The organism is Amycolatopsis sp. NPDC051716 (assembly GCF_040681595.1).
Lineage (GTDB): Bacteria > Actinomycetota > Actinomycetes > Mycobacteriales > Pseudonocardiaceae > Amycolatopsis.
This window is the reverse complement of record NZ_JBFAZA010000051.1, coordinates 1-24,899: the sequence shown is the minus strand read 5'-3', so window position 1 is coordinate 24,899 and position 24,899 is coordinate 1. Positions and strand designations below refer to the sequence as shown.

22 protein-coding genes are annotated in these 24,899 nt (G+C 70.9%); 12 read left to right on the top strand and 10 right to left on the bottom strand.

Features of this window, described 5'->3' with window-relative positions; all coding sequences use genetic code 11:
* The first annotated feature begins 562 nt into the window (after positions 1–562).
* Positions 563–1,240 (top strand): response regulator transcription factor, encoded by a 678-nt coding sequence (locus AB0M30_RS43025; RefSeq protein WP_364597049.1) that lies wholly within the window; start codon positions 563–565, stop codon positions 1,238–1,240.
* Positions 1,241–1,342: 102 nt separating this feature from the next.
* Here AB0M30_RS43025 and ald read toward each other — a convergent pair whose 3' ends face one another.
* Positions 1,343–2,458, bottom strand: a complete 1,116-nt coding sequence (gene ald, locus AB0M30_RS43020) for an alanine dehydrogenase (RefSeq protein WP_364597046.1) — start codon at positions 2,456–2,458, stop codon at positions 1,343–1,345.
* Between the two features lie 173 nt (positions 2,459–2,631).
* On the opposite strand from ald, the gene AB0M30_RS43015 reads away from it, so the two are divergent.
* Entirely contained in the window at positions 2,632–3,567 is a 936-nt protein-coding gene (locus AB0M30_RS43015) for a zinc-binding dehydrogenase (protein ID WP_364597043.1), read from the top strand.
* A 418-nt stretch (positions 3,568–3,985) separates the two neighbouring features.
* Here AB0M30_RS43015 and AB0M30_RS43010 read toward each other — a convergent pair whose 3' ends face one another.
* Positions 3,986–4,906 (bottom strand): zinc metalloprotease, encoded by a 921-nt coding sequence (locus AB0M30_RS43010; RefSeq protein WP_103334705.1) that lies wholly within the window; start codon positions 4,904–4,906, stop codon positions 3,986–3,988.
* Positions 4,907–5,070: 164 nt separating this feature from the next.
* Entirely contained in the window at positions 5,071–6,627 is a 1,557-nt protein-coding gene (locus tag AB0M30_RS43005) for a helix-turn-helix domain-containing protein (protein ID WP_364597039.1), read from the bottom strand.
* A gap of 50 nt (positions 6,628–6,677) precedes the next feature.
* On the opposite strand from AB0M30_RS43005, the gene AB0M30_RS43000 reads away from it, so the two are divergent.
* Together AB0M30_RS43000 and AB0M30_RS42995 are read left to right on the top strand one after the other, a co-directional pair.
* The gene (locus AB0M30_RS43000) at positions 6,678–7,298 is read left to right on the top strand and encodes a class I SAM-dependent methyltransferase (protein WP_364597036.1); all 621 of its coding nucleotides are present in this window, start codon (positions 6,678–6,680) and stop codon (positions 7,296–7,298) included.
* Between the two features lie 345 nt (positions 7,299–7,643).
* Positions 7,644–8,069, top strand: coding sequence for a hypothetical protein (locus AB0M30_RS42995; protein WP_364597114.1), 426 nt, complete (start codon positions 7,644–7,646; stop codon positions 8,067–8,069).
* Between the two features lie 64 nt (positions 8,070–8,133).
* Here AB0M30_RS42995 and rdmE read toward each other — a convergent pair whose 3' ends face one another.
* On the bottom strand, positions 8,134–9,696 hold the full coding sequence (gene rdmE, locus AB0M30_RS42990; protein WP_364597033.1) for an aklavinone 12-hydroxylase RdmE: 1,563 nt from the start codon (positions 9,694–9,696) through the stop codon (positions 8,134–8,136).
* Positions 9,697–9,857: 161 nt separating this feature from the next.
* On the opposite strand from rdmE, the gene AB0M30_RS42985 reads away from it, so the two are divergent.
* Entirely contained in the window at positions 9,858–11,162 is a 1,305-nt protein-coding gene (locus AB0M30_RS42985) for a bifunctional o-acetylhomoserine/o-acetylserine sulfhydrylase (protein WP_364597030.1), read from the top strand.
* Positions 11,159–12,277: a homoserine O-acetyltransferase gene (locus AB0M30_RS42980; RefSeq protein WP_364597028.1), complete on the top strand. Its 1,119-nt coding sequence runs from the start codon at positions 11,159–11,161 to the stop codon at positions 12,275–12,277. The genes AB0M30_RS42985 and AB0M30_RS42980 overlap by 4 nt, the downstream gene beginning before the upstream one ends.
* Before the next feature lie 12 nt (positions 12,278–12,289).
* On the opposite strand, the gene AB0M30_RS42975 is transcribed toward AB0M30_RS42980, so the two are convergent.
* The 3 genes from AB0M30_RS42975 to AB0M30_RS42965 all read right to left on the bottom strand — a co-directional run bounded on the left by AB0M30_RS42975 (position 12,290) and on the right by AB0M30_RS42965 (position 15,126).
* Positions 12,290–12,796: a hypothetical protein gene (locus tag AB0M30_RS42975; RefSeq protein ID WP_013229665.1), complete on the bottom strand. Its 507-nt coding sequence runs from the start codon at positions 12,794–12,796 to the stop codon at positions 12,290–12,292.
* A 49-nt stretch (positions 12,797–12,845) separates the two neighbouring features.
* The gene (locus AB0M30_RS42970) at positions 12,846–13,433 is read right to left on the bottom strand and encodes a TetR/AcrR family transcriptional regulator (RefSeq protein WP_199191026.1); all 588 of its coding nucleotides are present in this window, start codon (positions 13,431–13,433) and stop codon (positions 12,846–12,848) included.
* 94 nt (positions 13,434–13,527) lie between these two features.
* The gene (locus AB0M30_RS42965) at positions 13,528–15,126 is read right to left on the bottom strand and encodes a cellulase family glycosylhydrolase (protein WP_364597024.1); all 1,599 of its coding nucleotides are present in this window, start codon (positions 15,124–15,126) and stop codon (positions 13,528–13,530) included.
* A gap of 281 nt (positions 15,127–15,407) precedes the next feature.
* On the opposite strand from AB0M30_RS42965, the gene AB0M30_RS42960 reads away from it, so the two are divergent.
* The 4 genes from AB0M30_RS42960 to AB0M30_RS42945 all read left to right on the top strand — a co-directional run bounded on the left by AB0M30_RS42960 (position 15,408) and on the right by AB0M30_RS42945 (position 21,060).
* Positions 15,408–16,178 carry an SGNH/GDSL hydrolase family protein gene (locus AB0M30_RS42960; protein ID WP_364597021.1) on the top strand — a complete coding sequence of 257 codons (771 nt, stop codon included), beginning with the start codon at positions 15,408–15,410 and terminating at the stop codon, positions 16,176–16,178.
* Between the two features lie 126 nt (positions 16,179–16,304).
* On the top strand, positions 16,305–17,918 hold the full coding sequence (locus tag AB0M30_RS42955; RefSeq protein ID WP_364597018.1) for a carboxyl transferase domain-containing protein: 1,614 nt from the start codon (positions 16,305–16,307) through the stop codon (positions 17,916–17,918).
* 5 nt (positions 17,919–17,923) lie between these two features.
* On the top strand, positions 17,924–19,909 hold the full coding sequence (locus AB0M30_RS42950; protein WP_364597015.1) for an acetyl-CoA carboxylase biotin carboxylase subunit: 1,986 nt from the start codon (positions 17,924–17,926) through the stop codon (positions 19,907–19,909).
* Positions 19,906–21,060, top strand: a complete 1,155-nt coding sequence (locus tag AB0M30_RS42945) for an acyl-CoA dehydrogenase family protein (protein ID WP_364597012.1) — start codon at positions 19,906–19,908, stop codon at positions 21,058–21,060. The genes AB0M30_RS42950 and AB0M30_RS42945 overlap by 4 nt, the downstream gene beginning before the upstream one ends.
* Before the next feature lie 82 nt (positions 21,061–21,142).
* Here the strand turns inward: AB0M30_RS42945 and AB0M30_RS42940 are convergent, their stop codons facing one another.
* From AB0M30_RS42940 to AB0M30_RS42930, 3 genes are read right to left on the bottom strand one after another with little or no spacing between them, the layout of a single operon-like run.
* Positions 21,143–22,432: a hypothetical protein gene (locus tag AB0M30_RS42940; RefSeq protein ID WP_364597009.1), complete on the bottom strand. Its 1,290-nt coding sequence runs from the start codon at positions 22,430–22,432 to the stop codon at positions 21,143–21,145.
* The gene (locus tag AB0M30_RS42935; protein WP_364597007.1) at positions 22,429–22,764 is read right to left on the bottom strand and encodes a hypothetical protein; all 336 of its coding nucleotides are present in this window, start codon (positions 22,762–22,764) and stop codon (positions 22,429–22,431) included. The genes AB0M30_RS42940 and AB0M30_RS42935 overlap by 4 nt, the downstream gene beginning before the upstream one ends.
* A gap of 15 nt (positions 22,765–22,779) precedes the next feature.
* Positions 22,780–23,301, bottom strand: coding sequence for a YbaB/EbfC family nucleoid-associated protein (locus tag AB0M30_RS42930; protein WP_360173482.1), 522 nt, complete (start codon positions 23,299–23,301; stop codon positions 22,780–22,782).
* A gap of 143 nt (positions 23,302–23,444) precedes the next feature.
* Between AB0M30_RS42930 and map the strand changes: the two genes are divergently transcribed.
* Positions 23,445–24,209, top strand: coding sequence for a type I methionyl aminopeptidase (gene map / locus AB0M30_RS42925; protein WP_364597004.1), 765 nt, complete (start codon positions 23,445–23,447; stop codon positions 24,207–24,209).
* Positions 24,210–24,218: 9 nt separating this feature from the next.
* Positions 24,219–24,731 (top strand): GNAT family N-acetyltransferase, encoded by a 513-nt coding sequence (locus AB0M30_RS42920; protein WP_364597001.1) that lies wholly within the window; start codon positions 24,219–24,221, stop codon positions 24,729–24,731.
* Positions 24,732–24,899 lie beyond the last annotated feature (168 nt).

Here is a 24,899-nt window from a genome sequence, read left to right as displayed (position 1 = left end):
ACCGTCCCCTAACGTTCCCCGCTGATGCGGCGTCATCCTGCCCTACCAGCCGCGCTCGCGCGCACGGAACGCCCGAGAGCGACCTTCGTCACTTTCCGCTACCGGCCAGTACCACGCTCGGCGCCGCTGACCAGAGGATTCACGTCGTCCGTCAGATCAACTTGGTAAAGAATTCGTGCGACTTGTCCACCCGGTGCAGCCAACTCCGCCAGACCCCTCTAAGCTAGGTATCGGCGGCCCGCTCCCAGTGACCCCCAGGCTGGTTGAGCGGGTCGCCCCTTCGTCTCTGCATCGCGGCTTCGCCGCTCATGTCGACTTCGTCCTTTTGCCCGGGGGGCCGAGCCCCCCGGACCCCCCACGGTGCCTTGCGCTCGGCTTCCGAGGGGGCTGGGAGGGAGTCCGGGAGGGGCACGGCCCGGGAGGGCAGGGTCCGGGAGGGGCCGGGGCCGGGGCCGGGAGGGGCAGGGGCCGGGACGGCGGGGTGTGGGGGCTCCCTGGGGTTTGCGGTGGCTGGTGCTCCGCTTTGGGGTGGGGTGCGTGGGGTGTGTGGCATCGTTGCGTTGTGCGGATCTTGGTTGTTGAGGATGAACGGCGGCTTGCTGAGGCTCTGCGGGCTGGGTTGGGTGCTGAGGGCTATGCCGTTGATGTTGCCTTCAACGGGCGGGATGCGCTTTGGCATGCCGGGGAGCGTTCGTACGCGGCCATCGTTCTTGATGTCATGCTGCCTGGGCTGAATGGGTATCGGGTGTGCCGGCGGCTTCGGGAACAAGGAGATCGGACTCCTATTCTCATGCTCACCGCCAAAGATGGTGAGGATGATGAGATCGAGGCGCTCGATACCGGGGCCGATGACTTTCTGCCCAAGCCCTTTTCCTATGGGGTTCTGCTTTCGCGGCTGCGTGCCCTGATCCGGCGAGGTGGGGCCACTCGGGCCGGTGTGCTCAAGCTGGGGGATCTTGAACTCGATCTGGCCAGCCGGACCTGTCGGCGCGGCGACGCCGGTATCACGCTCACCGTCAAGGAATTCGCCCTTCTCGCCTACCTCATGCAGCGGGCCGGGCAGGTTGTCAGCAAAGGCGAACTCGTTGACAACCTCTGGGACTTTGCTGCCTCCGCGACGGCCAACCTGGTCGAGGTGCACGTCAGTGCGCTGCGGCGGAAAATCGATCTGCCGTTCGGGGTCGAGACCATCCGGACCGTTCGCGGCGCCGGTTATCACGTGGTGACCGCGGGGGCCTGATTTCTGGCGCGCCCGGCAACCCGTCCGTAGTGGACGGACGGGCGTGAAAAAAGGGAGCGGGCTCCTGCCGTGTGCGACAGGAACCCGCTCGGGGAAATGCGGTCAGGCGAGGACGGTGTCCAGCGGCGTGTGCGGGAGGTCGTGGGCCACCGCGACCGGGCCGTTCGTCAGGACGCCGGCGTGGGTGTTGAGACCCTTCGCGAGCGCCGCGTCGGCCTGCAGGGCGGCCTTCCAGCCGTGCTCGGCCAGCTGGACCGCATACGGCAGCGTGACGTTCGTGAGGCCGTAGGTCGACGTCCGGGGCACCGCGCCCGGCATGTTCGCGACGCAGTAGAACACCGACTCGTGCACCGTGTAGGTCGGGTCGTCGTGCGTGGTCGGGCGCGAGTCGGCGAAGCAGCCGCCCTGGTCGATCGCGATGTCCACGAGCACGCTGCCCGGCTTCATGCGGGCCACCAGTTCGTTCGAGACCAGCTTCGGTGCCTTCGCGCCGGGGACCAGCACCGCGCCGATGACCAGGTCGGCCTGCAGCACGGACTCTTCGACCGAGAGCCGGGTCGAGGTCACCGTGCGGATGCGGCCGCCGAAGTCGTTGTCGATCTGGCGGAGGCGGTCGACGTTGGTGTCGAGGATCTCGACGTCCGAGCCGAGGCCGAGCGCGACGCGGGCGGCGTTCAGGCCCGCGACCCCGCCGCCGATGACGACGACGCGGGCCGGGTGCACGCCGGGGATGCCGCCGGGCAGCACACCGCGGCCGCCGCTCGGCTTCATCAGGGAGAACGCGCCGACCTGCGGGGCCAGCCGGCCCGCGACCTCGGACATCGGGGCGAGCAGCGGGAGCGCACCGGTCGCGGTCTGCACCGTCTCGTAGGCGATCGCGGTGGTGCCGGCCGCCAGCAGCGCGTCGGTCAGCGGCCGGTCGGCGGCGATGTGCAGATACGTGAAGAGGACCTGGTCGCGCCGGAGCCGGCCGTACTCCTCGGCGATGGGTTCCTTGACCTTGAGGACGAGCTCGCCCTCGGCCCAGGTCTCCTCGGCGGTGGTGAGGATCTTCGCGCCGGCGGCGACGTACTCCTCGTCGGTGATGGACGAACCCATCCCGGCGCCGGTCTCGACGAAGACGTCGTGCCCCCGGCCGGCCAGCTCGTGCACCCCGGCCGGGGTCAGCGCGACCCGGTATTCGTGCTTCTTGATCTCACGGGGAACGGCGATACGCACGGTCGGCCTCCTGGGTCGGTCTGCGTCCGGAATTCGGTGCGGTGTTGCCACTCACGGTGAACCACCCGGACGGCGGTGTCATCGTGCTGAGCGGACAGTTCCGAGCCGCATTCATGGTTCTCTGAGAACAAGGTCCTTGACTTCGACTTCACTTGAAGTTGCAGCGTTGCGGCATGCGTGCGGTGTGGTTGAGAGAGTTCGGTGGTCCGGAAGTCCTGGTACCGGGGGAGGCGTCGGATCCGGTCCCCGGGCCGGGGCAGGTGCTGGTCGAGGTGGTGTTCGCGAACACCACGTTCGTCGAGACGCAGTTCCGGGCGGGCGCTCCGGGGCCGTTCCGGGGCTCGCTGCCGGTGATCCCGGGCAACGGCGTCGGCGGCGTGATCAGCGCGGTCGGCGCGGGCGTGGACCCGGGGCTGGCGGGGCAGCGGGTGGTCACGTCGACCGGCGGCTCCGGCGGGTACGCCGAGCGCGTCGCGGTGGACGCGTCGGCGGTGTTCGAGGTACCGCCCGCGCTGGCGCTCGACGCGGCAGTGGCGCTGCTCGCGGACGGGCGGACGGCGACCGGCTTGGTCCATGCGACCAGGGTGCGCCCGGGCGATCGAGTCCTGGTCGAGGCGGCGGCGGGCGGCGTCGGCGGCCTGCTGGTGCAGCTGGCGAAGGCGGCGGGAGCCACGGTGATCGGCGCGGCGGGCGGACCGGCGAAGGTGGCGCACGTGCGCGGGGCCGACGTGGTGACCGACTACCTGCGGCCGGACTGGACGGCCTCGGCCGGCCCGGTGGACGTCGTGTTCGACGGCGTGGGCGGGGCGATCGGCACGGCGGCGTTCGGGCTGCTGCGCCCGGGCGGCCGGATGGCGGTGTACGGGCTGGCGGGCGGTTCGTGGGCCGAAGTGTCCGAAGAGGACGCCGCGGCGCGGGGAGTTTCGCTGGTGCGCTCGATCGGAGAGCCGGCGCGGCTGCGGGCGTTCACGGAGTCGGCGTTGGCCGCGGCGGCGACCGGGAGCCTGGTGCCGGTGACCGGGCAGCGGTTCCCGCTGGAGAAGGCGGCGGACGCCCACGCGGCGATCGAGTCGCGCGCGACGGTGGGGAAGACGTTGCTGGTCGCATAGCGGCGATTTCGGCGGTGGGGCCTCCCTGCCACGCCCCACCCATCCCTGGGGGACGAGCCCTGCTCAGTCTATCGGTCGTCGCCGACCGTTCTGGCCGTTTCAGGGGCTCGGAGCCGGATTGATCCACAAGCGGCGAGGGTTGTGGACAGCCGGGCGGGCGGCTGGAGGGGCGGCCCGCGGCGGCGGCGCTTGTACTGGGGAAGCGCGGAACATCGCCGCAGTGGGGTGCATCGAGAGCACGGTGGCGGGAGCGCCGGGAAAGCGATGCGGTGCAGCCGAAGACCGCGAGGCGGCGAGACCAAGTCGACCGAGGGCTCAGCCGAGCGTCTCCGGCGGGCCAAGCCGCCGGAGACGCCGTGAAGGCCCCCTCGGGGAGCCCGAGGAGGCCTTCACGGATTCCGCCGCGGGAAACGGAGGCTCAGGCGCGGTACGCCGACCACGCGCTCTTCATCCGCGAGGTCTGGCCCGCGGTGAACTCGTACATGCAGCTGTCGTAGCTGTAGTCCATGAAGTTGTGGACCGGGTCCTTGCCCGTCGAGGTGCAGGTGTCCTTGTTCGCCGGGCAGCCCGACGTCGCCGTCGCTTCGGCCGGGGTGTCCGAGACGTAGTCGCCCGAACCGGAGCAGCCGCCCTGGAACGTGTGGTAGAGGCCCATCCAGTGGCCGACCTCGTGGGTTGCCGTGTCGCCCTCGTTGAAGTTCGTCGCCGAACGGCCCGGGAGGGACTCGTCGAGCAGCACCACGCCGTCCAGCTTCGGCTGCGAGCTGTAGTTCGACGGGAACGTCGCCCAGCCCAGCAGGTCGTCGCCGAGGTTGGCGGTGTAGACGTTCAGCGCGTTCTTGCCGCCCTTGCGCAGCGCGTTCTTCATGTTGCGCTCGGCCGAGGTGCCGTCGGTGATGCCGTTGTACCAGGTGGAGTTGTTCGTGTAGTCGGTGCTCACGAGTGAGAAGCTGAAGCCGCTCGACGCGTAGGCGCTGTTCAGGACCGAGATCTGCTTGCTGATCGTCGACGCGGGCAGGTTGCCGGTCGAACCGCTGGTGATCACGTGGAAGTACACCGGGATCGAGACCGCGGCGGCGGCCTCGGCCGAACGCGCCGAACGCTTGCCGGCGAGCTTGCTCTGCATGTCCGCCTCGATGCGGGCCGCCTCGGCCGGGGACACCGAGTCGGCGTGACCGTCCTTGCTGCGGTCCGCGGCGTGGGCGGGGGTGAAGCAGTCGCCGCTCGGCGCCGCGACGGCGCTCCCGGCTCCTGCGGCCGGGACGACCAGGGCGACCAGGGAGAGCGCGGACACCGCACCCAGCTTGATGGCCTTACCGAACCGCTCCGAACTGCTCATGGAGGTACTCCTCTGGCAACGACCCGGCTACCCGGGGTGGTGAGGAGAAAATGCGGCACGCGATCTTCGGAATCCACCATCTTTCGGCTGGAAAAGACAATCCGAACGATCGGCGCGATCCATGCGGAGTAACGCATGGGTGAAACGCTGGGCCGAACGGCCCATCAGCTCCAGCGCACGGCGACGAGCTGGGTCAGCAGGGCCAGCCGGACGTCGGGGTCGTCGAGGTCCAGCGGCACCAGTTCGAGCAGCTTCCGCATCCGGTACCGCAGGGTGTTCGGGTGGATCCGCAGCTCCCGCGCCGCCGCCCGCGGGTCGCCGGGGTGCCGCAGCCACTCGTAGAGCGTCTCGACGTACCCGGCCTTGCCCGATTCGTCGTGCGCGCGCAGGGTGCCCAGCGGGCCGAGATCGGCGACCCGCGCCGCCGAGGCCGCCGTCGCGCCGCGATGCAGCGTCAGCGCCGTCCAGGCCTCGTCGAAGGCGATCACGCGCGCCGCGAGGATTTCGGCGCGCAGCAGGCTGAGGGCTTCGTCGGCCTGGGCGCGCGACGCCGAGAGGTCGCCGAGCCCGCCGGGGGAGCCCGCCGCCGCGCGGGAAGCGCCGCCGCGCCGGGACGCCGGTTGTGCGTCCAGGGCCTGCCGCAGCTCGGTCCAGCCGCCCGGACCCGGCCGGTCCGGCACCACGGCGTAGAGCAGCCCGCCGAGCTCGGTCGCCACCGGGCGGCTGCCGATGCCCTGGGAGATCCGTTCGAGCAGGGCGAGCCGCAGGCCCTCGGCGTCGCGCCCGTCGCCGCCGGTGACCTCGATGACGACCACGCGGTGCGGCTCGTCGGACAGGTCCAGCTCCGCCATCGCCTTGCGCGGGTTCGCCCGGCCTTCGAGCACCTCGCGCAGCAGCTCGGCCGACGCGCGGCGCTGGGCGTCGGTGTGCGCGCGCCGCCGCAGCAGGTGCAGCGCGACGACCGGGGCGGCGTCGGCGAACGCGGCCGCGCGCTCGTCGGACACCGGCCCGGCGACCACCGCCCACATCGACCCGAGCAGCTCGCCGCCCATCCGGATCGGCACGATCAGCCGCGGCAGCGTGCCGTCGCGCTGGGCCGGGACGAAGATCGTCTGCCGGCCGCGCGACAGCTCGCGGAACACCCCGCGCGACCGGAACCGCGCGAGGACGTCGTCGGGGATGCGCCGGCCCATGATCGTGGCGACGCGGGCGGGGTCGGTCAGGTCCTGGCGCGCGGAGTAGGCGAGCACGCGCGAGTTGGTGTCCTCGATGGTCACCGGCGCGTCGACGACGCTCGCGACGGCGTCGGCCAGCCGGAACAGGTCACCGGACCCGGGGTCGAGGTCCTCGGACTCGTCGGCGAGGGCGTCGAGGACGGTCCGCAGCAGCCAGACGAGCTGCGCCCACGACGTCGCGGCGTGCACCTGGATCAGCGCGATCCCGCTGGCCTTCGCGGCCCGCTTCACCGCCGGTTTCGCGGCCAACGGCGGCTTGAGCAGCACCGCCGCGGCGCCTTGTCCGGCGCTCTGCTTCACCAGCTCGGCGGCGTCTTCGGGGCCGGTCGTGGCGACGCCGAGCACGAGGTCCCCGGCGGACAGGGTGAGCGCCCCGCCGGGTTCGGCGATGACGACGTCGGCGACCGCGGGCGAGTCTTCGGGCACCTGGAGCGCGTGGAGCAGCGTCGGCCCCACCCGGTCGACCACGCTCCGCACCGAAACCACCAGACCATTCTTGCCGAGAAACCGCTGGAAGGCTCGGTAGGGTCGGTGCGGTGAGCGAAGCCCGGCGGATCGTGGAAAGCGGTTACGACAGCGTGGCGGAGCGGTACCTCGAGTGGAGCGCGCGGATCGCGGACGACCCGCGGTCGCGGTTCCTGGGGGAGCTGACCGGCCGGCTCGGCGACGGCGCCCGGGTGCTCGACCTCGGCTGCGGCGCCGGGGTGCCGAGCACCGCCGCGCTCGCCGGACGCCACGACGTCCTCGGTGTCGACCTCTCCGCGGCGCAGCTGGACCTGGCGCGGCGGAACGTCCCCGGCGCGCGGTTCGAGCGGGGCGACATGACCGCACTGTCCTTTCCGGACGGCAGCTTCGCCGCCGTGACGGCGTTCTACTCGGTGCTGCACGTGCCCCGGGAGGACCACGGCGCGCTCTTCGCGCGGATCGCCGCCTGGCTGCGTCCCGGCGGCTGGTTCCTGGCCGCGCTCGGGTGCAGCGAAGCGAACGGCGTCGAGGCCGGCTGGCTCGGCGCGCCGATGTTCTTCAGCAGCCACGCGCCCGCGGAAAACCGGCGGCTGCTCGCAACGGCCGGGTTCACCCTCGAGGTGGACGAGCTCGTGACGATGCGGGAGCCGGAGGGGCCGGCGACCTTCCACTGGGTGCTCGGCCGGCGCTGAGCCGGGGCCTGCCGGGGCGGTGGCGGGCGGACGCGCCGCCCCGGCAGGCGTTCAGGGGGGATCGCGCACGGTGCTCCGGTGATTTCGGGAATGCCGGACCCGCGGATCGATCCTCGGGTCCGGAGAGGCGCCGACTCTATTTCATCCCGGCGATCCGTCCCAGCCGGTTCCCCCATTCATCGCAACGGTGGAAAACTCCTGCCGGAGATCCCGGAAGAGCGAAAAGAAACCGCCCGTGGCGCCGGAAGCCCTTGTGGTCAGCGAAACCCGCCCCGGTGGGCTCGCGGATCGGACGTGTGGCATCCTCTCGCGATCGACCGGAAGGTTTCGCCGGGAAAGTGCGAGGTGGCCGGCTTGTACGGACGTGACGTGGCGGAATGGCAGAAGATGATCGACGCGGGCAAGGCGATTCTGATCGCGCGCGCGGTCGTGGACCGGACGACTTCCTTCGGTGAATTCGCCGCCGCGCTGATCCGGCGCACCGGGGTGGCCGGGTTCGACTTCACCACCGGCGAGGGCCGCGCGAGCATGGCCTGCCTGCTCGACCGCATCTCGGAAGCCGGGTTCGACGAGGCGGGCGGGCGGCTGCTCGGCGCGTTCGTCCGCGACCTCGGTGCCGAGGACGCCGGGCCCGGCTTCTACCGGCTCGCGAGCCGCAAGGGCCTGGCCGTGCCCCGCACCCGCGGCGGGCGGCGGCTGTTCTGGGCCCAGCACGTCCGCGAGCTGCACGAACACTTCGCCGGAGTCGGCCGGCGGCCCGCGGCGGGGTGACCAGCCGGGTGGCCGCCCCGAACCGCGGGCTCCGCGTGAAGCCGGAGAACCGGAGAAGCAGCGACTAGCGGGACAGGACCGCCGTCAGGACCCGCCACAGCTCGCCCGCGGTGTCCTCGGCCGGCTCCGGGGAGCGCCACGCGACGATGCCGTCGGGACGCACCAGCGAAGCGCCGCCCGTCGCAAGGCCGTAGCGAGCGGCGAAGAGGTCGTCGTCGAGCACGTGGCAGTCGAGACGGACGCCCAGCTCCGCCGCGATGTCCGCCGCGGCCGGCTGCCACCGCGTGCCGTCGCCGGCGCACAGCAGGACCCACGAATGCCCGAACAGGTCCACAGTGGACTCCAATCCGGGTGCGCGGAAGCCGGGGCGGCCGGTCGGGGCGTGCACGTCCTCGACGCGTTCGCCGTCGTCCGGCTCCTCCGCGAGCACCGCGGTCGACCGGTAGCGGAACCCGAGCAGGATCGCCAGCTGGTCCTCGGCCTTCGTCAGCCCGGAGACGTCGAGATCGGGGTGCATGCGCTGCTTCATGTTGTGCAGCGACGTGTCGATGACCATCCGCGCGATCGGCTTCCGCTCGGCTTCGTAGGTGTCGAGCAGTGCCGGGCCCGCTTCGCCGCGCAGCACCGCGGCGAGCTTCCACGCGAGGTCCGCGGCGTCGCCGACCGCCGTGTTGCCGCCCATCCCGCCGGTCGGCGGTGTCACCTTCGCCGCGTCGCCGATCAGGAAGACCCGCCCGGCGCGGAACCGGTCGGCGAGCCGCGCGGCGACCTCCCACGAGCCCGTCCAGACGATCTCCGGGTCCAGTTCCGGCAGGTCGGTGGCGGCGCGGATCATCGCGACGAGCCGGTCGTGGGTGAAGTCCGCCGGGCTTTCCCCGCGGTCCGGGAAGTAGTCCGGGGCGAAGACGTACCGGTTCGGCACGTCGGTGTTGACGAACCCGGCCGTGAAGTCCGGGTGCTGCAGGTAGAACAGGTCCGACAGACCGGACTGGACCCGGTCGCCGAGGTCGGCGTCGAACACCACGCCGAGGCAGTGGCTCAGCGCGTCCATCCCGGTGGTCCCGATGCCGAGCCGCTGCCGGATGCCGCTGCGCCCGCCGTCGGCGGCGACGACGTAGTCCGCGCGCACCACGGTTTCCTCGCCGGTATCGCGGTGCCGCAGCGTCGCGGTGACGCCGCCGGAGTCCGGCGCCAGGTCGGTCAGCTCGGTCCGGTACACCACCCGCGCGCCCGCCTTTTCCGCGTGCGCCAGCAGGATCGGCTCCACGACGTCCTGCCCGGCCATGCCGGCGGGCAGCGTCGTCGACGCCGAGACGTCGAACTCGCTGCCGTCCTGGCCGAGCCGGTGCAGCACCCGGCCGGCCAGGCTGGTCGCGACGGTGATCCGCAGCCCCTGCGACGCCCGCGGGCTGGCCGCCAGCACCTCGCGGTCGATTCCCGCCCAGTGGAACAACTCCATCGTGCGCCAGTTCTGCCCGGCGGCGCGCGAATGGACCGACGTCCCCGCGTGCCGCTCGACGGTCAGCACCTCCACGCCCGCCTGCGCCAGGAACAGCGACGCCGACAACCCGCCCAGCCCGGCCCCCACGCCCAGCACCTGCACCCGCTCCGCCACGACTACCTCCATGCTCGTGAATCTCCCTTGATAAATATCTTAGTCACAGAGAGATTAGATTGGCAAGACAATCCGGCTCCCAGGAGGTGGGAAGGGTTGGGTAGGCCGTTCGGCGCAAGTAGCTTCGTCCCGGCAGCCCTCCGAGAACCCCTTGAGCCGCAAGGAGAAAACCGATGGCCGAGAATTCGGCGTGGTCCTTCGAGACCCAGCAGATCCACGCGGGTGCCGCGCCGGACCCGGCCACCGGGGCGCGGGCGACGCCGATCTACCAGACGACGTCGTACGTCTTCCGCGACAGCCAGCACGGCGCCGACCTGTTCAGCCTCGCCGAGCCCGGCAACATCTACACGCGGATCATGAACCCGACCCAGGACGTGCTGGAGCAGCGGCTCGCCGCGCTCGAAGGCGGCGTCGCGGCGCTGGCGTTCGCGTCCGGCTCGGCCGCGACCACGGCGGCGATCCTGAACCTCGCGGGGGCGGGCGACCACTTCGTCTCGAGCCCGTCGCTCTACGGCGGCACCTACAACCTCTTCCACTACACGCTGCCGAAGCTCGGGATCGAGGTCACGTTCATCGACGACCAGGACGACCTGGAGCAGTGGCGCGCCGCCGTCCGGCCGAACACCAAGCTGTTCTTCGCCGAGACGCTGGCCAATCCGGGCAGCAACGTCCTCGACATCCGGGGCGTCGCCGACGTCGCGCACGAGGCCGGCGTGCCGCTCGTCGTCGACAACACCGTGCCGACGCCGTACCTGCTGCGCCCGATCGAGCACGGCGCCGACGTCGTCGTGCACTCGGCGACGAAGTACCTCGGCGGCCACGGCACCACGGTGGCCGGTGTGCTGGTCGACGGCGGCACGTTCGACTTCGGCAAGGACCCGGCGAAGTTCCCGGGGTTCACCGAGCCGGACCCGAGCTACCACGGCCTGAAGTACTGGGAGGCGCTCGGCCCGGGGGCGTACGCGGCCAAGGCGCGCGTGCAGATCCTGCGCGACACCGGCGCGGCGATCTCGCCGTTGAACAGCTTCCTGATCCTGCAGGGCATCGAGACGCTGTCGCTGCGCATCGAACGGCACGTGGCGAACGCGCAGGCGCTGGCCGAGTGGCTGGAGCAGCGCGACGAGGTCGAGACGGTCTACTACGCCGGCCTGCCGTCGAGCCCGCACCACGCCAACGCGCAGAAGTACCTCCCGCGCGGCGCGGGCGCGGTCCTGTCGTTCGACCTGCGCGGCGGCGTCGCGGCGGGCCGGAAGTTCGTCGACGGCACCGAGCTGCACAGCCAGCTGGTGAACATCGGTGACGTCCGGAGCCTGATCGTGCACCCGGCGTCGACCACGCACAGCCAGCTCAACCCGGAGGAGCAGCTCTCCAGCGGCGTCACGCCCGGGCTGGTCCGGCTCGCCGTCGGGCTGGAGGGCATCGAGGACCTCAAGGCCGACCTCGAGGCCGGATTCCGGGCGGCCAAGGCGGAACTGTGACGGCTGAGCCCGTCACTGGCGCCTGGCGGATCGGTGATCCGCCGGGCCGCCGGCAGTTCGTCACCGGCCCCGGCGCGCTCGCGCTGGAGGCCGGTGGCGTGCTGCCGTCGTTCTCGCTCGCGTACGAGACGTGGGGGACGCTGAACGCCGACGCGTCCAACGCGATCCTCGTCGAGCACGCCCTCACCGGGGACAGCCACGCGGCCGGGCCCGCCGGGCCGGGCCACCCGAGCGCGGGCTGGTGGGACGCGCTGATCGGGCCGGGGAAGGCCGTGGACACGAACGAGTTCTTCGTCGTGGTCCCGAACGTGCTGGGCGGCTGCCAGGGCTCGACCGGGCCGTCGTCGCTCGCGCCGGACGGGCGGCCGTGGGGCAGCCGGTTCCCGGTGGTGACGGTCCGCGACCAGGTCGCGGCCGAAGCGGCGCTGGCGGACGCGCTGGGCATCGGCCGCTGGGCGGCCGTCGTCGGCGGGTCGATGGGCGGGATGCGCGCGCTGGAGTGGGCGGTGTCGCTGCCGCCGCGGGTCGCTTCGGTGCTGGTGCTGGCCTCGACCGCCCGGGCGTCGGCCGAGCAGATCGCCTGGGCGGCACCGCAGCTGCACGCGATCCGCGCCGACCCGTGCTTCCACGGCGGCGACTACTACTCGGCGCCGTCAGGGCCCGGCACCGGGCTCGGCATCGCCCGGCGGATCGCGCACGTCACCTACCGCAGCGAGCCCGAGCTGGCCCAGCGGTTCGGCCGGGAGCCGCAGGACGGCGAAGATCCCCTGCGCGGCGGCCGGTTCGCCGTCGAGTCCTATTTGGACCACCACGCGGCCAAGCTGGCGCGCCGCTTCGACGCGAACAGCTACCTGGTGCTGACGGAGTCGATGAACACCCACGACGTCGGCCGCGGCCGCGGCGGCGTGGCGGCGGCCCTCGGCCGGGTGACGGCGCGGGCGGTGATCGGCGGCGTCGACAGTGACCGGCTCTACCCGCTGTACCAGTCGGCGGAGATCGCGGCCGGGATCCCGGGGGCGCCGGAGCCGTCGATCGTGTCCTCGCCGTACGGGCACGATTCGTTCCTCATCGAAGCCGGCCAGATCGCGGCCCTGGTCAAGCACCTGCTGGGTTAGGCCCGCTTGGCCCTAGTCGGAGACGGCCTCGGAGATCCAGGGGGCCACCGGCAGGTCGCGGTCCAGGCACTCCACCGACAGCCGGATGGTCCAGCGCAGCGCCTGCAGGACGAGGCTGTCGACCTCGTCCGGGGCCGCGTTGGCGAGCGCGATCTCGACCTGCTCCTGCGCGGCTTCGGTGTTGCCGTGCACCTCCGCGAGCAGCGTCCGGACCGCGGTCCGCACCGGCGGGTCGGCCTGGTCGATCGAGACCTCTTCGCCGTCTTCGTCGAACACCTGGACCTTCACCGGGGCGCTGCCGCCGTCGCCGAGGGTGGAGACCATCGCGCTGCACTCGCCGAAGAGCAGCAGCATCAGGGCCTTCGTCTCGTCCGCGCGGGCCTGCGGCTCGGCGGCCGAGGGGGCGACCTCGCCCAGCGCTTCGGCGTCGTCGCCGAGGCTCAGCGCGGTCAACGCGCGCTGAGCCTTCTCGACGAGCCGGCGCTCCTGCTCGCTCCAATCCGGGTCCACGTGCCCCATCAAACACCACGAGGGCGCTCGGCGGGATACCTTGATCCGCCGATGGCCATCAGGCCGCACGAAGGGCACCCAGCGCGAGCCGGCAGAGCAGTTCGGCGAGCTCGTCGTCACCGAGATGGCGGTTGTACGGGGTCGAGTTGATCAGACCGAACACGGCGTGTGCCGCCGACCGCGCCTGCCGTTCTCCCAGGTCCGGGACCGCTTCGCGGATCACGCGCACCCACACCTCGACGTACTGGCGCTGGAGCGCGCGCACCTGCTTGCGGTCGGCGTCGGTGAGGTTGGCGAGGTTGCGCTCCTGAACGGTGATCAAGGCCGGGTGCTCGAGCGCGAAATCGACGTGGAACCGCACGAGGCCGGTCAGCGTGTCGTCGGGCTCACCCGGCCGGGCGGCCCGCGCCGTGCCGCCGTCGAGCAGGTAGCGGCTGATCGAGTTCAGCATCTCGCCGAGGATCGCGTCCTTGCTGCGGAAGTGCCGGTAGAGCGCCGGGCCGGAGATGCCCACGGCGGCGCCGATGTCGTCGATCCCGACGCCGTGGAAGCCGTGGTGGGCGAACAGCTCGGCGGCCGCGGACAGGATCTGTTCCCGCCGGTTCGCCTTCTCGCCGTTCACCAGAGGGGTGGGGTTGGCCGGCATCAGGCCATATTAGAGCGGCAGGTTAGCGAGCGCTAACGTCGCCGCGTCCCGGCCCTGGCTGCGGTGCGCTGACGGCCCCGCAGCCAGGGGCGGATCACGCGGTGCAGGCCGCCGTGCCGAGCTTGACGGCCGAAGGTGCGCCCGACGGGCCGTTGGCGGTGAAACCGAGCGACACCGCCGCTCCGGCGCCCAGGGACGGGCTGTAGGAGGGCGCGCTCACGGTGACCGTGGTACCGGTCTGGGTGAAGGTGCCGTTCCAGCCGCTGGCGATGGTGGCTCCGGCGGGCAGGGCGAACACGACGGTCCACGGATTGGCGGCGTTCGTCGCGGTGTTGGTGACCGTCAACGTGCCCTGGAAGCCGCCCTGCCAGGAGTTGTCCAGTTTCCACGCCGTCTTGCACCCGCCGGTGCCGCCGCCGGTCGTCGTGGTGGTCGGGGTGGTCGTCGTCGGGTCGGGACCGCCGCCGGCAGGCGGGATGAGGTAGGGCTGGAGAATGCTCTGCTTCGCCTGGTTGACCGTGGTCCAGTCGTCGTTGAGGATGCCGCCGGTGTCCCCGGAGTTGGGGTTCCACGACCAGTAGGTGAACGAGATGCCGTTGACGCCGGTCCCGGTGTAGGCCATCAGCTTCTCCAGCCACACCTTGTCGACCGGGTTCGCCAGCGTGGTGCCGAACTCGCCCATCATCAGCGGCGCGATGTTCTGCTTGTACAGGTAACCCCAGTAGTGGTCCCAGATCGCGGTCAGGTTCGCCGGGTAGTCGGGAGCGCTGAACCACGGCTGGTTGTAGACCGAGGTGGCGTACTCGTGCGGGGAGTACACGACCCGCCCGGGCACGGACAGGCGTACCGGGAACTCGCCCGCCTTCGACAGGTTCCCACCCCACCAGCCGCAGTCCTCGTCGTTGGACGGGTCGCCGTCCCACACGTTCGACAGCCCGCCGCTGGGGCAGCTCACGCCCTCGACGAAGATCAGCCAGTTCGGCTGCACGCCCAGGATCGCGTTGCCGGCGCGTTCGGCGGCCAGCCGCCAGTCGCGGGCGGTGTCGCCGCAGCCCCAGCACGCGCCGGTCGCGGCCGGGTTGGTGCCCTCGGCGTGCGGCTCGTTGTGCAGGTCGGCGCCGATGACCGTGGTGTTGCCCGCGTAGTGCTGGGCAAGCGTCTTCCAGTCGTTGATCCAAGTGCTTTCCGGGACGCCGGCGGTGTACCAGAGCGCGGTCTGACCCGAGCTGGTCGGCCGGTGCCGGTCGAGGATGACGCGCATCCCCTTCTGCCCCGCGTAGCCGATCACCTTGTCGAGGATCTGCAGCGGGGAAAGCCCGACCAGGTCGGGGTTGGTGTAGTCGTTGATGCCGGTCGCCGTGGCGCCGGGCTTCAGTGCGTCGTCGGAGAACGGCACGCGCAAGGTGTTGTAGCCCAGCTGCGCCATCTGGTCGAGCTGCTGGCGCCAGGTGCGGCTGGACCACAGGCCGTGGAAGGTCTTGTTGTCGGTCTCCATCCCGAACCAGTTGATGCCGGTCAGCCGGACCGTCGCGCCGGTGCTGTCCAGGATCTTGTTGCCGCTGGTGTGCAGGTACCCGGTGCCCGTACCGCCGGCGGCCGCCGCGACCTGGCCGGTCGCGCCGAAGGTGACCAGCCCGCTCGCGGCCACCACGGCCGCGGCCAGCAGGCCGAACGCCTTTCTCAGCTGCGTCATCTGCTCTCCTTTGAGCGAAACGTCGTTCTGGGAGCGCTCCCAGACGAGGTTAGCGGTCGCGGCCACCCTGTCAAGGGCGCAGGGCGAATCCTGCGCCGCGGGAAACGACGGCTGACGAACCGCTGACGTTTCACACTTCCGGTGTGGGCCGAGTGGGTACCTACCGGTAACCAGGGGTTCCTTGTGAGCCTCTCACCTGCTGTCCTATTTGGGTCGGCCCTGTCACAAAGGAGTGACCCATGGCTGTTCCCACCCGTAATTTCCGGCGATCCCTCCTACGGTTGAGCACGGCCCTGGGGGCCGTTGTCGTTGCCACACTCGGTGTCACGGGCCTCGCCCACGCCGCCGGGACCGTCTACGCCGCGCTCGGCGACTCCTACTCCTCCGGGGTCGGAGCCGGCAGCTACGGCAGTTCGGGGAGCTGTTACCGCAGCTCCAAGGCCTACCCGCAGCTGTGGGCCAACGCCCACAGCGGAACCTCGTTCACGTTCCTGGCCTGCTCGGGAGCGAAGACCGGGGACGTGCTCAGCCAGGCGAACTCGATCCCCTCGTCGGCCACGCTCGTCACGGTGACCGTCGGCGGGAACGACGCCGGGTTCAGCGACGTGATCACCACCTGCACCCTGGGCAGTGATTCCGACTGCGTGAACCGGGTCAACACGGCCAAGGCGTACGTGAACAACACGCTGCCGGCGCTGCTGACCAACACCTACAACGCGATCAAGGCCAAGGCGCCGGGTGCCCGGCTCGTCGTCCTGTCCTACCCGCGCTTCTACACCGTGCCCGGCTCCTGCTGGGTCGGGCTGAGCGACACCAAGCGCACGGCGATCAACTCGGGCGCCGACGCACTGGCGTCGGTGATCCAGTCGCGGGCCGCCTCGGCGGGCGGGACCTTCGTCGACGTCCGGCCGTCGTTCACCGGGCACAACATCTGCTCGTCGGCCGGCGATTACCTGCACAGCCTGACCTGGCCGGTGATCGAGTCCTACCACCCGACCGTGGCCGGGCAGTCGGGCGGCTACTACGCCCCGCTGACAGCGGCGATCGGCTGATCCGGCCGTGGCGGCCACCCCGGTCCGCCGGGGTGGCCGTCGCGCGCGTTCCGGCGACTGGACACCCACGTTAGCGGTCGCTAACATCGGAGCGGAGGTTAACGACCGCTAACTTCGAGGGAGCCCATGGACACGCCGGCACTGGGGACCACCGCTGCCCCGGACAGCGAGGCCTACGCCCGTAACGCCACCTCCCACGCGGAGCTGGTGGAAGACCTCCGCAAACGTTTGGCAAGCGCCCGGCTCGGCGGGCCGGAGAAGGCGCGCACGCGGCACGTCGAGCGCGGCAAGCTGCTCCCGCGCGACCGCGTCGACACGCTGCTGGACCCGGGCTCACCGTTCCTCGAGCTGTCCCCGCTGGCGGCGAACGGGCTCTACGACGACGAAGCGCCGTCGGCCGGCATTATCACCGGCGTCGGGCGGGTCTCGGGCCGGCAATGCGTGGTCGTCGCCAACGACGCCACCGTCAAGGGCGGCACGTACTACCCGATGACGGTGAAGAAGCACCTGCGCGCCCAGGAGGTCGCGCTGCACAACAACCTGCCGTGCGTCTACCTGGTGGACTCCGGCGGCGCGTTCCTGCCCAGGCAGGACGAGGTCTTCCCGGATCGTGAACACTTCGGCCGGATCTTCTACAACCAGGCGACGATGTCCGCCCGCGGCATCCCGCAGGTCGCCGCCGTGCTCGGCTCCTGCACCGCCGGCGGCGCGTACGTCCCGGCGATGAGCGACGAAGCCGTGATCGTCCGGAACCAGGGCACGATCTTCCTCGGCGGGCCGCCGCTGGTGAAGGCGGCGACCGGCGAGGTCGTCACGGCGGAGGAGCTCGGCGGCGGCGACGTCCACGCCCGCCAGTCCGGCGTCACCGACCACCTGGCCGACGACGACGCGCACGCGTTGCGGATCGTCCGCTCGATCGTCTCGACGCTGGGCCCGCGCACGCCGAGGCCGTGGGACGTCCTGCCGACCGAAGCTCCCGCCGTCGACCCGGCCGAGCTGTACGGCGTCGTGCCGACCGACCCGCGCACGCCGTACGACGTGCGCGAGGTGATCGCCCGGATCGTCGACGGCAGCCGGTTCGGCGAGTTCAAGAAGGAGTACGGCGCGACGCTGGTCACCGGGTTCGCCCGGATCCACGGCCACCCGGTCGGCATCATCGCGAACAACGGCGTGCTCTTCGCCGAGTCGGCGATGAAGGGCGCGCACTTCATCGAGCTGTGCGACAAGCGCTCGATCCCGCTGCTGTTCCTGCAGAACATCACCGGCTTCATGGTCGGGCGCGCGTACGAGGCGGGCGGCATCGCCAAGCACGGCGCGAAGATGGTCACCGCGGTGGCGTGTGCGCGGGTGCCGAAGCTGACCGTCGTGATCGGCGGTTCCTTCGGGGCCGGCAACTACTCGATGTGCGGCCGGGCGTACTCGCCGCGGTTCCTGTGGATGTGGCCGAACGCGCGGATCTCGGTGATGGGCGGCGAGCAGGCGGCTTCGGTGCTCTCGACGGTCCGCCGCGATTCGATCGAGGGCCGCGGCGGCGAATGGTCCACAGAGGACGAAGAGGCGTTCAAGGACCCGATCCGCGAGCAGTACGAGGCGCAGGGCAGCCCGTACTACTCGACGGCCCGGCTGTGGGACGACGGCGTCATCGACCCGGCGGACACCCGCACGGTGCTCGGCCTCGCCCTCTCGGCCGCGGCCAACGCGCCGCTGTCCGAGGTCAACTACGGCGTCTTCCGGATGTGAGGGGCATGTTCGACTCAGTGTTGGTCGCGAACCGGGGCGAGATCGCGGTCCGGGTCATCCGCACGCTGCGGGACCTCGGCATCCGCGCGGTCGCCGTCTACAGCGACGCGGACGCCGACGCGCGGCACGTCCGGGAGGCGCACGCGGCCGTCCGGATCGGCCCGGCGGAGGCTTCCCGCAGTTACCTTTCGATTCCGGCCATCGTGGACGCCGCCGTGGCTTCCGGTGCGCAGGCGGTGCACCCGGGGTACGGCTTCCTGGCGGAGAACGCCGAGTTCGCGCGGGCCTGCGAGGCCGCCGGTCTCGTGTTCATCGGCCCGCCGGTCGCGGCGATCGACGCCATGGGCGACAAGATCCGCGCCAAGGCGATGGTGTCGAAGGCCGGTGTCCCGGTCGTGCCCGGAGCGTCCGATGTGGACATCCCGTCCGGGGGCTTCGCGGAGGCGGCCGCGAAGGTCGGCTACCCGCTGCTGCTCAAGCCGTCCGCGGGCGGTGGCGGCAAGGGGATGCGGCTGGTGCACGTCCCCGAGGAGCTGGACCCGGCGATCGAGTCCGCGCGGCGCGAGGCCAAGGGGTCCTTCGGCGACGACACGCTGCTGATGGAGCGGTTCGTCACGACTCCCCGGCACATCGAGATCCAGGTGCTGGCCGACACGCACGGCAACGTCGTCCACCTCGGCGAACGCGAGTGCAGCCTGCAGCGGCGGCACCAGAAGATCATCGAAGAAGCGCCGTCGGTGCTGCTGGACGACGCCACCCGCGAAAAGATGGGCTCGGCGGCGGTCGAGGCCGCGCGCTCGGTCGGGTACGTCGGCGCCGGGACCGTCGAGTTCATCATGTCGGCCCACGACCCGGACGAGTTCTTCTTCATGGAGATGAACACCCGGCTGCAGGTCGAGCACCCGGTCACCGAGCTGGTCACCGGCCTCGACCTCGTCGAGTGGCAGGTCCGGGTGGCCGCGGGGGAGCACCTTTCCCTCAAGCAGGAGGACGTCGTCCTCAATGGACACGCGGTCGAAGCTCGCGTGTACGCCGAGGACCCGGCGCGCGGCTTCATCCCGACCGGTGGGACGGTGCTGGCGGTGCACGAGCCCTCCGGCGACGGCGTCCGCGTCGACTCCTGGATGACACCCGGCGCGGTGGTCGGCTCGAACTACGACCCGATGCTGGCCAAGGTGATCGCCTGGGGCCCGGACCGCGCGGCGGCGCTGCACCGGCTCGACCTCGCCCTGGCCGACACGGCGTTGCTGGGCATCGGCACGAACACGGCGTTCCTGCGCGGGCTGCTGGCCGACGCCGACGTCCGCGCCGGCAAGCTCGACACCGAGCTGGTCGACCGGCGGCTGTCGGAACTCATTTCCTCGGACGTGCCCGCGGAGTTCTTCGTCGCGGCCGCGCTGGACCGGTTCCTGGAGCTGCAGCCGTCCGGGCCCGTGGTGGACCCGTGGGACGTGCCGGACGGCTGGCGGATGGGCGGCTCGGGCGGGGTGACGTTCCGGTTGAAGTCCGGTTCCGCCCGCGCGGTGGTCCGGGTGCAGGGTACGCCCGCCGCGGCGACGGTGTTCGTCGATGACGCCGCGCCGGTCCAGGTCTCGGCCCGGCGTGACGGCGACGTGCTCGAAATCCGGCATTCGGGCGGGTTCCACCGCTACCGCCAGGCGTGTGGTCCGGATAGGACGGTCTGGCTGGCGCGCGACGGGCTCAGCTTCCCGTTCGGGGAACAGGAGTTCGTGCTGGCCTCGCGCGGCGAGGCCGCCGGCGCGGGCCCGGTCACCAGCCCGATGCCGGGCACGGTGCTGGTGGTGAAGGTCGCCGCGGGAGACGTCGTGAAGGCCGGGACGCCGCTGCTGGTCGTCGAAGCGATGAAGATGGAGCACACCGTCACCGCGCCGATCGACGGCGTGGTCAGCGAACTCCCCGTCCGGGCCGGCCAGCAGGTCGCGCTGGACGAAACCCTTGCCGTCGTCAAGCCTCAAGAGGAGCAGCCGTGATCGACTTCCGCCTGGACGAGGAGTACGAGTCCCTCCGCAAGACCGTCGAGGACTTCGCGCACGCCGAGGTCGCGCCGGTGATCGGCGAGCTGTACGAGAAGGAAGAATTCCCGTACGCCATCGTCGCGAAGATGGGCGAGATGGGCCTCTTCGGGCTCCCGTTCCCCGAGGAGTTCGGCGGCATGGGCGGCGACTACTTCGCGCTGTGCCTGGCGTTGGAGGAGCTGGCGCGGGTCGATTCGTCGGTCGCGATCACGCTGGAGGCCGGGGTTTCCCTCGGCGCGATGCCGATCTTCCGCTTCGGAACGCAGGAGCAGAAGGAGAAGTGGCTGCCGTCGCTGTGCGAGGGCACCGCGCTGGGCGGCTTCGGCTTGACCGAACCGGGCGGCGGGTCGGACGCGGGCGCGACCCGCACCCGCGCCACTTTGGACGGTGACGAGTGGGTGATCAACGGCAGCAAGGCGTTCATCACGAACTCGGGCACGGACATCACCCGCCTGGTCACGGTCACGGCGGTGACGGACGTGATGGAGAACGGCCGCAAGGAGATCTCGGCGATCATCGTCCCGTCGGGGACGCCGGGCTTCGCGGTGGCCCCGAAGTACTCCAAGGTCGGCTGGAACTGCTCGGACACGCACGAGCTGTCCTTTTCGGACGTCCGGGTCCCGGCGGAGAACCTCGTCGGCGTCCGCGGCCGGGGCTACGCGCAGTTCTTGTCCATTTTGGACGAAGGCCGGGTGGCGATCGCCGCGCTCTCGGTGGGGCTGGCGCAGGGCTGCGTCGACGAGTGCCTCAAGTACGTGAAGGACCGCGTCGCGTTCGGCAAGCGGATCGGCGAATACCAGGCGATCCAGTTCAAGATCGCGGACATGGAGGTCCGCACGCACACCGCACGCCTGGCGTACTACCAGGCGGCGTCGAAGATGCTGCGCGACGAGCCGTTCAAGAAGGAGGCGTCGATCGCGAAGCTGGTGGCGTCGAACGCGGCGATGGACAACGCGCGCGACGCCACGCAGATCTTCGGCGGCTACGGGTTCATGAACGAGTTCCCGGTGAGCCGCTTCTACCGCGACGCGAAGATCCTCGAGATCGGCGAGGGGACGAGCGAGGTCCAGAAGATGCTGATCTCCCGGCACCTCGGCGTCGCCTGACTAGTGTCGCGCGTCCGAAGTTCAGTGACAGCGGCCCGGTCCCCGCTCTTTCCGGACGTCAAACGACTTGCGACGCGCGACACTAGGGCTGCTGTTGCTTCTTGTCCTCCTCGGCCCACGCGGCTTCCGCCTGCATCTGGATGTCGGTGAGCCCGCGGTCGACCTGGACGATGCTCTTGCCGGCCCAGCCGGCGAAGTTCTTGGAGCTCTTGGCGTCGGACAGCGCCTTCAGCATCGGGTAGTAGTCCGGGTGGTTCTTCTTGATCCAGTCGTCGGCGAACTTCATCTTCTGGTAGCTGTCGCCGAACTTGGTCTTCAGCCAGTCCTCGTGCTTCTTGATCATCGGGAAGTCGTGCTCGCTCAGGTGCGACTGCGGGGCCGGCGGCTTGGCCGGGGGCGGCGGGTCCGCCGGCTTCGGCAGTGGCCGGGAGAAGTTGGGCGTGGTGCCGTCACCCGGGGGCCGGGTGCTCGGCGTGGCGCCACCGCCCCCGGGCGCGTCGTGGGTGACCGCGGTGCCCGGCGGCACCGGTTTCGGCGGCAGCGGCCGCGAGAAGTTCGGCACGGTGTTCCCGCCCGGGGGCAGGTTCGTCATCTCATGGCCCGCGCCCGACGCGCCCGGCTTCGGCTTGACCAGCTTCGACAGTTTGGTGAGCCGGGCCAGGGTGCGCCCGGCGTAGGCGACGACCTTGGCGAGCTTGGCCGCCATCGCCGCGACCTGGATCGAGACCTGCACGACGATCTTGCTCACCCCGACCGCGATCGACGCGCCGAAGGTGAACGCGGCCATCGCGAGGGCGATCAGCATCGTGGAGATGATGTCGCCGAGGATCGTCGTGATGATGTCGCGCAGCAGCGCGCGGACCGCGGCGATCAGCGCCCCGGTGGTCTCGACCATGTAGCCGGCGACGTCGGACGCCTTCGCGTTCGCGTCGATCCAGCCCTTCCGGTCGTCGATCGACTTCTTGAAGCTGTCGTAGCCCTTGCCCTGCCACTGGGTGATCGTCGACTTGAGCGTGTCGTCGAGCTGGGTGCCGGTGTTGCGCAGCGCCTCGCCGATCTTGTGCAGCTCGTTGGCGACCTTCGTGACCTCGGACGGGTTGCCCGCGACCTGGTCCAGCGGCCACTTCAGGAACGAGACGTGCTCGATCAGCCAGCCCAGGCCCGCGGCGATCAGCTTCGAGAGCGGGTCCATGACGAACGCGACGGTGTCGAGCGTGGCGCTGATCAGGTTGATGCCCAGCTCGACGCTCACGGCCGCGAGGTCGCCGCCGTGTTCGGTCTGGACCTTGCCGATCGAGTCGCCGACCTGCTTCCAGCTGTCGAAGACGCCGGCGCCGGTCGTGGAGTTCGATGCCGTGATGGGAACGGTCACTTGCCCAGCTCCGTCTCGAAGGTGCTCAGACCCTGTGCCGTGTTCGAGTCGTGGGTCGCGTACGTTTCGGCCGCCTTCTTCACGTCGGCGGCGGACTTGCCGATGTCCCCGACGAGCTTGCCGATCTCCCCGGTGATCACCGCCATCGTGACCCGTGAGGGCACCGCGAGCACCTGCGCGAGCAGGATGCCGAACGCGGCGTTGTCGAACCCGTTGGCGGCCTGCATCCGGTTCGCGGCGTCCTGCACCGCCGGTTGCGTGGTGCCCGACAGGAACTGGCTGAACTTCTGCAACTCGGCGGGATCGACCGAGAAACCTGCTCCGGAAACCACCGGTTCTCCTCCGTACTACCAGGGATTGCTTTCGCCGTCGTCCTCTTCCGGCGTCTGCCGGGGACGGCGGCGCGGCTGACCACGCTGCGGTTGCGGGGGGCCCGGGGGTGCGGCCGGCCGGTCCTCGGCCTCCTGCTCCGGCATGAACACGTCACGCTTGTCCGGCTGTGTTCCCTCGTCCGGTTCGGGGGCCGGCAGGAACTCGTCCAGCAGCTCGCGGGCGGCCGAGTCCTCGCCCACCATGCCGCTGAAGGCCTCGGCGACCTCCGCCGACACCTTCTGCTGCGCCCGGCCGATCAGCTGCAGCACCAGTCCGGAAAGGGCTTGCGGGGGTCGTTCGTACGCGCGGGGGCCGAACCGGAGGTCCTGCAGGACGCCGCTCGGGCCGACGGTCACCGTGACCGCGCCGTCCGGCGACTGCACGGTGGCGACGGCGGTCCGGAGTTTCTCCTGTGCGGCCGCGGCTTTCGCCCGGATTTCCTCGAGCTCGACGGTGAAGGCGGCCAGCGGGTCGCCGGCGGGCACTGACTGGGTCAATTTGTCCTCGTCGCCAGAGAGGTTGTGAACGGAAGAAGTCAATCAGCGCTGCCTGAACTCCGGATGACGCGCATCGAGCCACCGGCTGAACGCGATCGCCCCCACCACTGGACACCAATATCTATACCGGTATAGTTATCGCCATGGTCGAGATCAAAACGGAGTCCGAGCTGGCGATGATGCGCGAAGCCGGGCGAGTGGTGGCGAACACCCTGCACGCGGTCAAGGAAGCGGCCGCGATCGGCGTCTCGCTGCGCGAACTGGACGAAGTCGCCGCCCACGTCATCAGCGAGGCCGGCGCGAAGCCGTCGTTCCTGCACTACCAGCCGCGGTCCGCGCCGACGCCCTACCCGAACGTCCTCTGCGCCAGCGTCAACGACGTCGTCGTGCACGGCATCCCGACGGCGTACCGCATCCAGGACGGCGACCTCGTCAGCATCGACTGCGGCGCCATCCTCGACGGCTGGAACGGCGACGCGGCGATCAGCTTCGTCGTCGGCAACGCCGATCCCGCCGACCTCGCGCTCATCGAGGCCACCGAGCGGGCGCTGGCCGCCGGGATCGCCGCCGCCCAGCCGGGTGCGAAGCTCGGCGACATCTCGTACGCGATCGGCGCCGCCGGCCGCGCACACGGCCACGGCATGCTCGACGACCACGGCGGGCACGGCATCGGCCGGGCGATGCACGAGGACCCGCACCTGCCGAACGAAGGGCGCCCGGGTCGCGGGATGCGGCTCAAGCCGGGGCTCGCGCTGGCGATCGAGCCGATGCTCACCCGGGGCGGCGACGCCTACCGCTACGCCGAGGACGGCTGGTCGATCCTCACCGCGGACGGCAGCCGGGCCGCGCACGTCGAGCACACCATCGCCATCACCGAAGACGGCCCGCGCGTGCTCACCGTGCGGTAGACAGAGGGAATGGACAACATCGTCATCCGTTCGGGTGATTCTGGGGATGCGGACACGCTGCTGGGCTTCTTCGACGAAGCCGTCGAATGGCTGGTCGCCCGCGGCAGGTCGAAGCAGTGGGGGACCGAGCCGTGGAGCCGGGTCCCGAAGCGCGTCGAGCGGGTCAAGGGCATGGCGGCGGACCCGGGGCTGCGCATCGCGGTGGTCGACGGCGAGGCCGCCGGCGCGCTGATCGTCTCGGAGGAGCACGACCCGCACGTGCCCGCGGTCGGCGAGCGCGAGCTGTACATCCGGCTCCTCATCACGTCGCGGCGGTTCACCGGCCGCCGCGTCGGCGGCCGCCTCCTCGAGTACGCACTCGACGAGGCGCGGCGGCGCGGGATCGACCTCGTGCGCGTCGACTGCTGGGCCGGCGGCGACGGTGGACTGCAGCGGTACTACGAGAGTCACGGGTTCCGCCCGACGGTCCGGTTCACCGTCGACGCGTGGGTCGGGCAGGTGCTGGAGCGGCGCGTGGGTTAGCGGACCCGGAACCGGGCGGTCATCCCGTGCAGGGCGAGGGGCCGGCCGTCGGGGCCCGGTTCGAAACTGATCAGCGGCTAGTGTCGCGCGTCGCAAGTTGTTTGACGTCCGGGAAGAGCGCCCCAATGTGGCCGTGGGGGGGGTGTAAGCAACGAAGGCCGGCGTGGG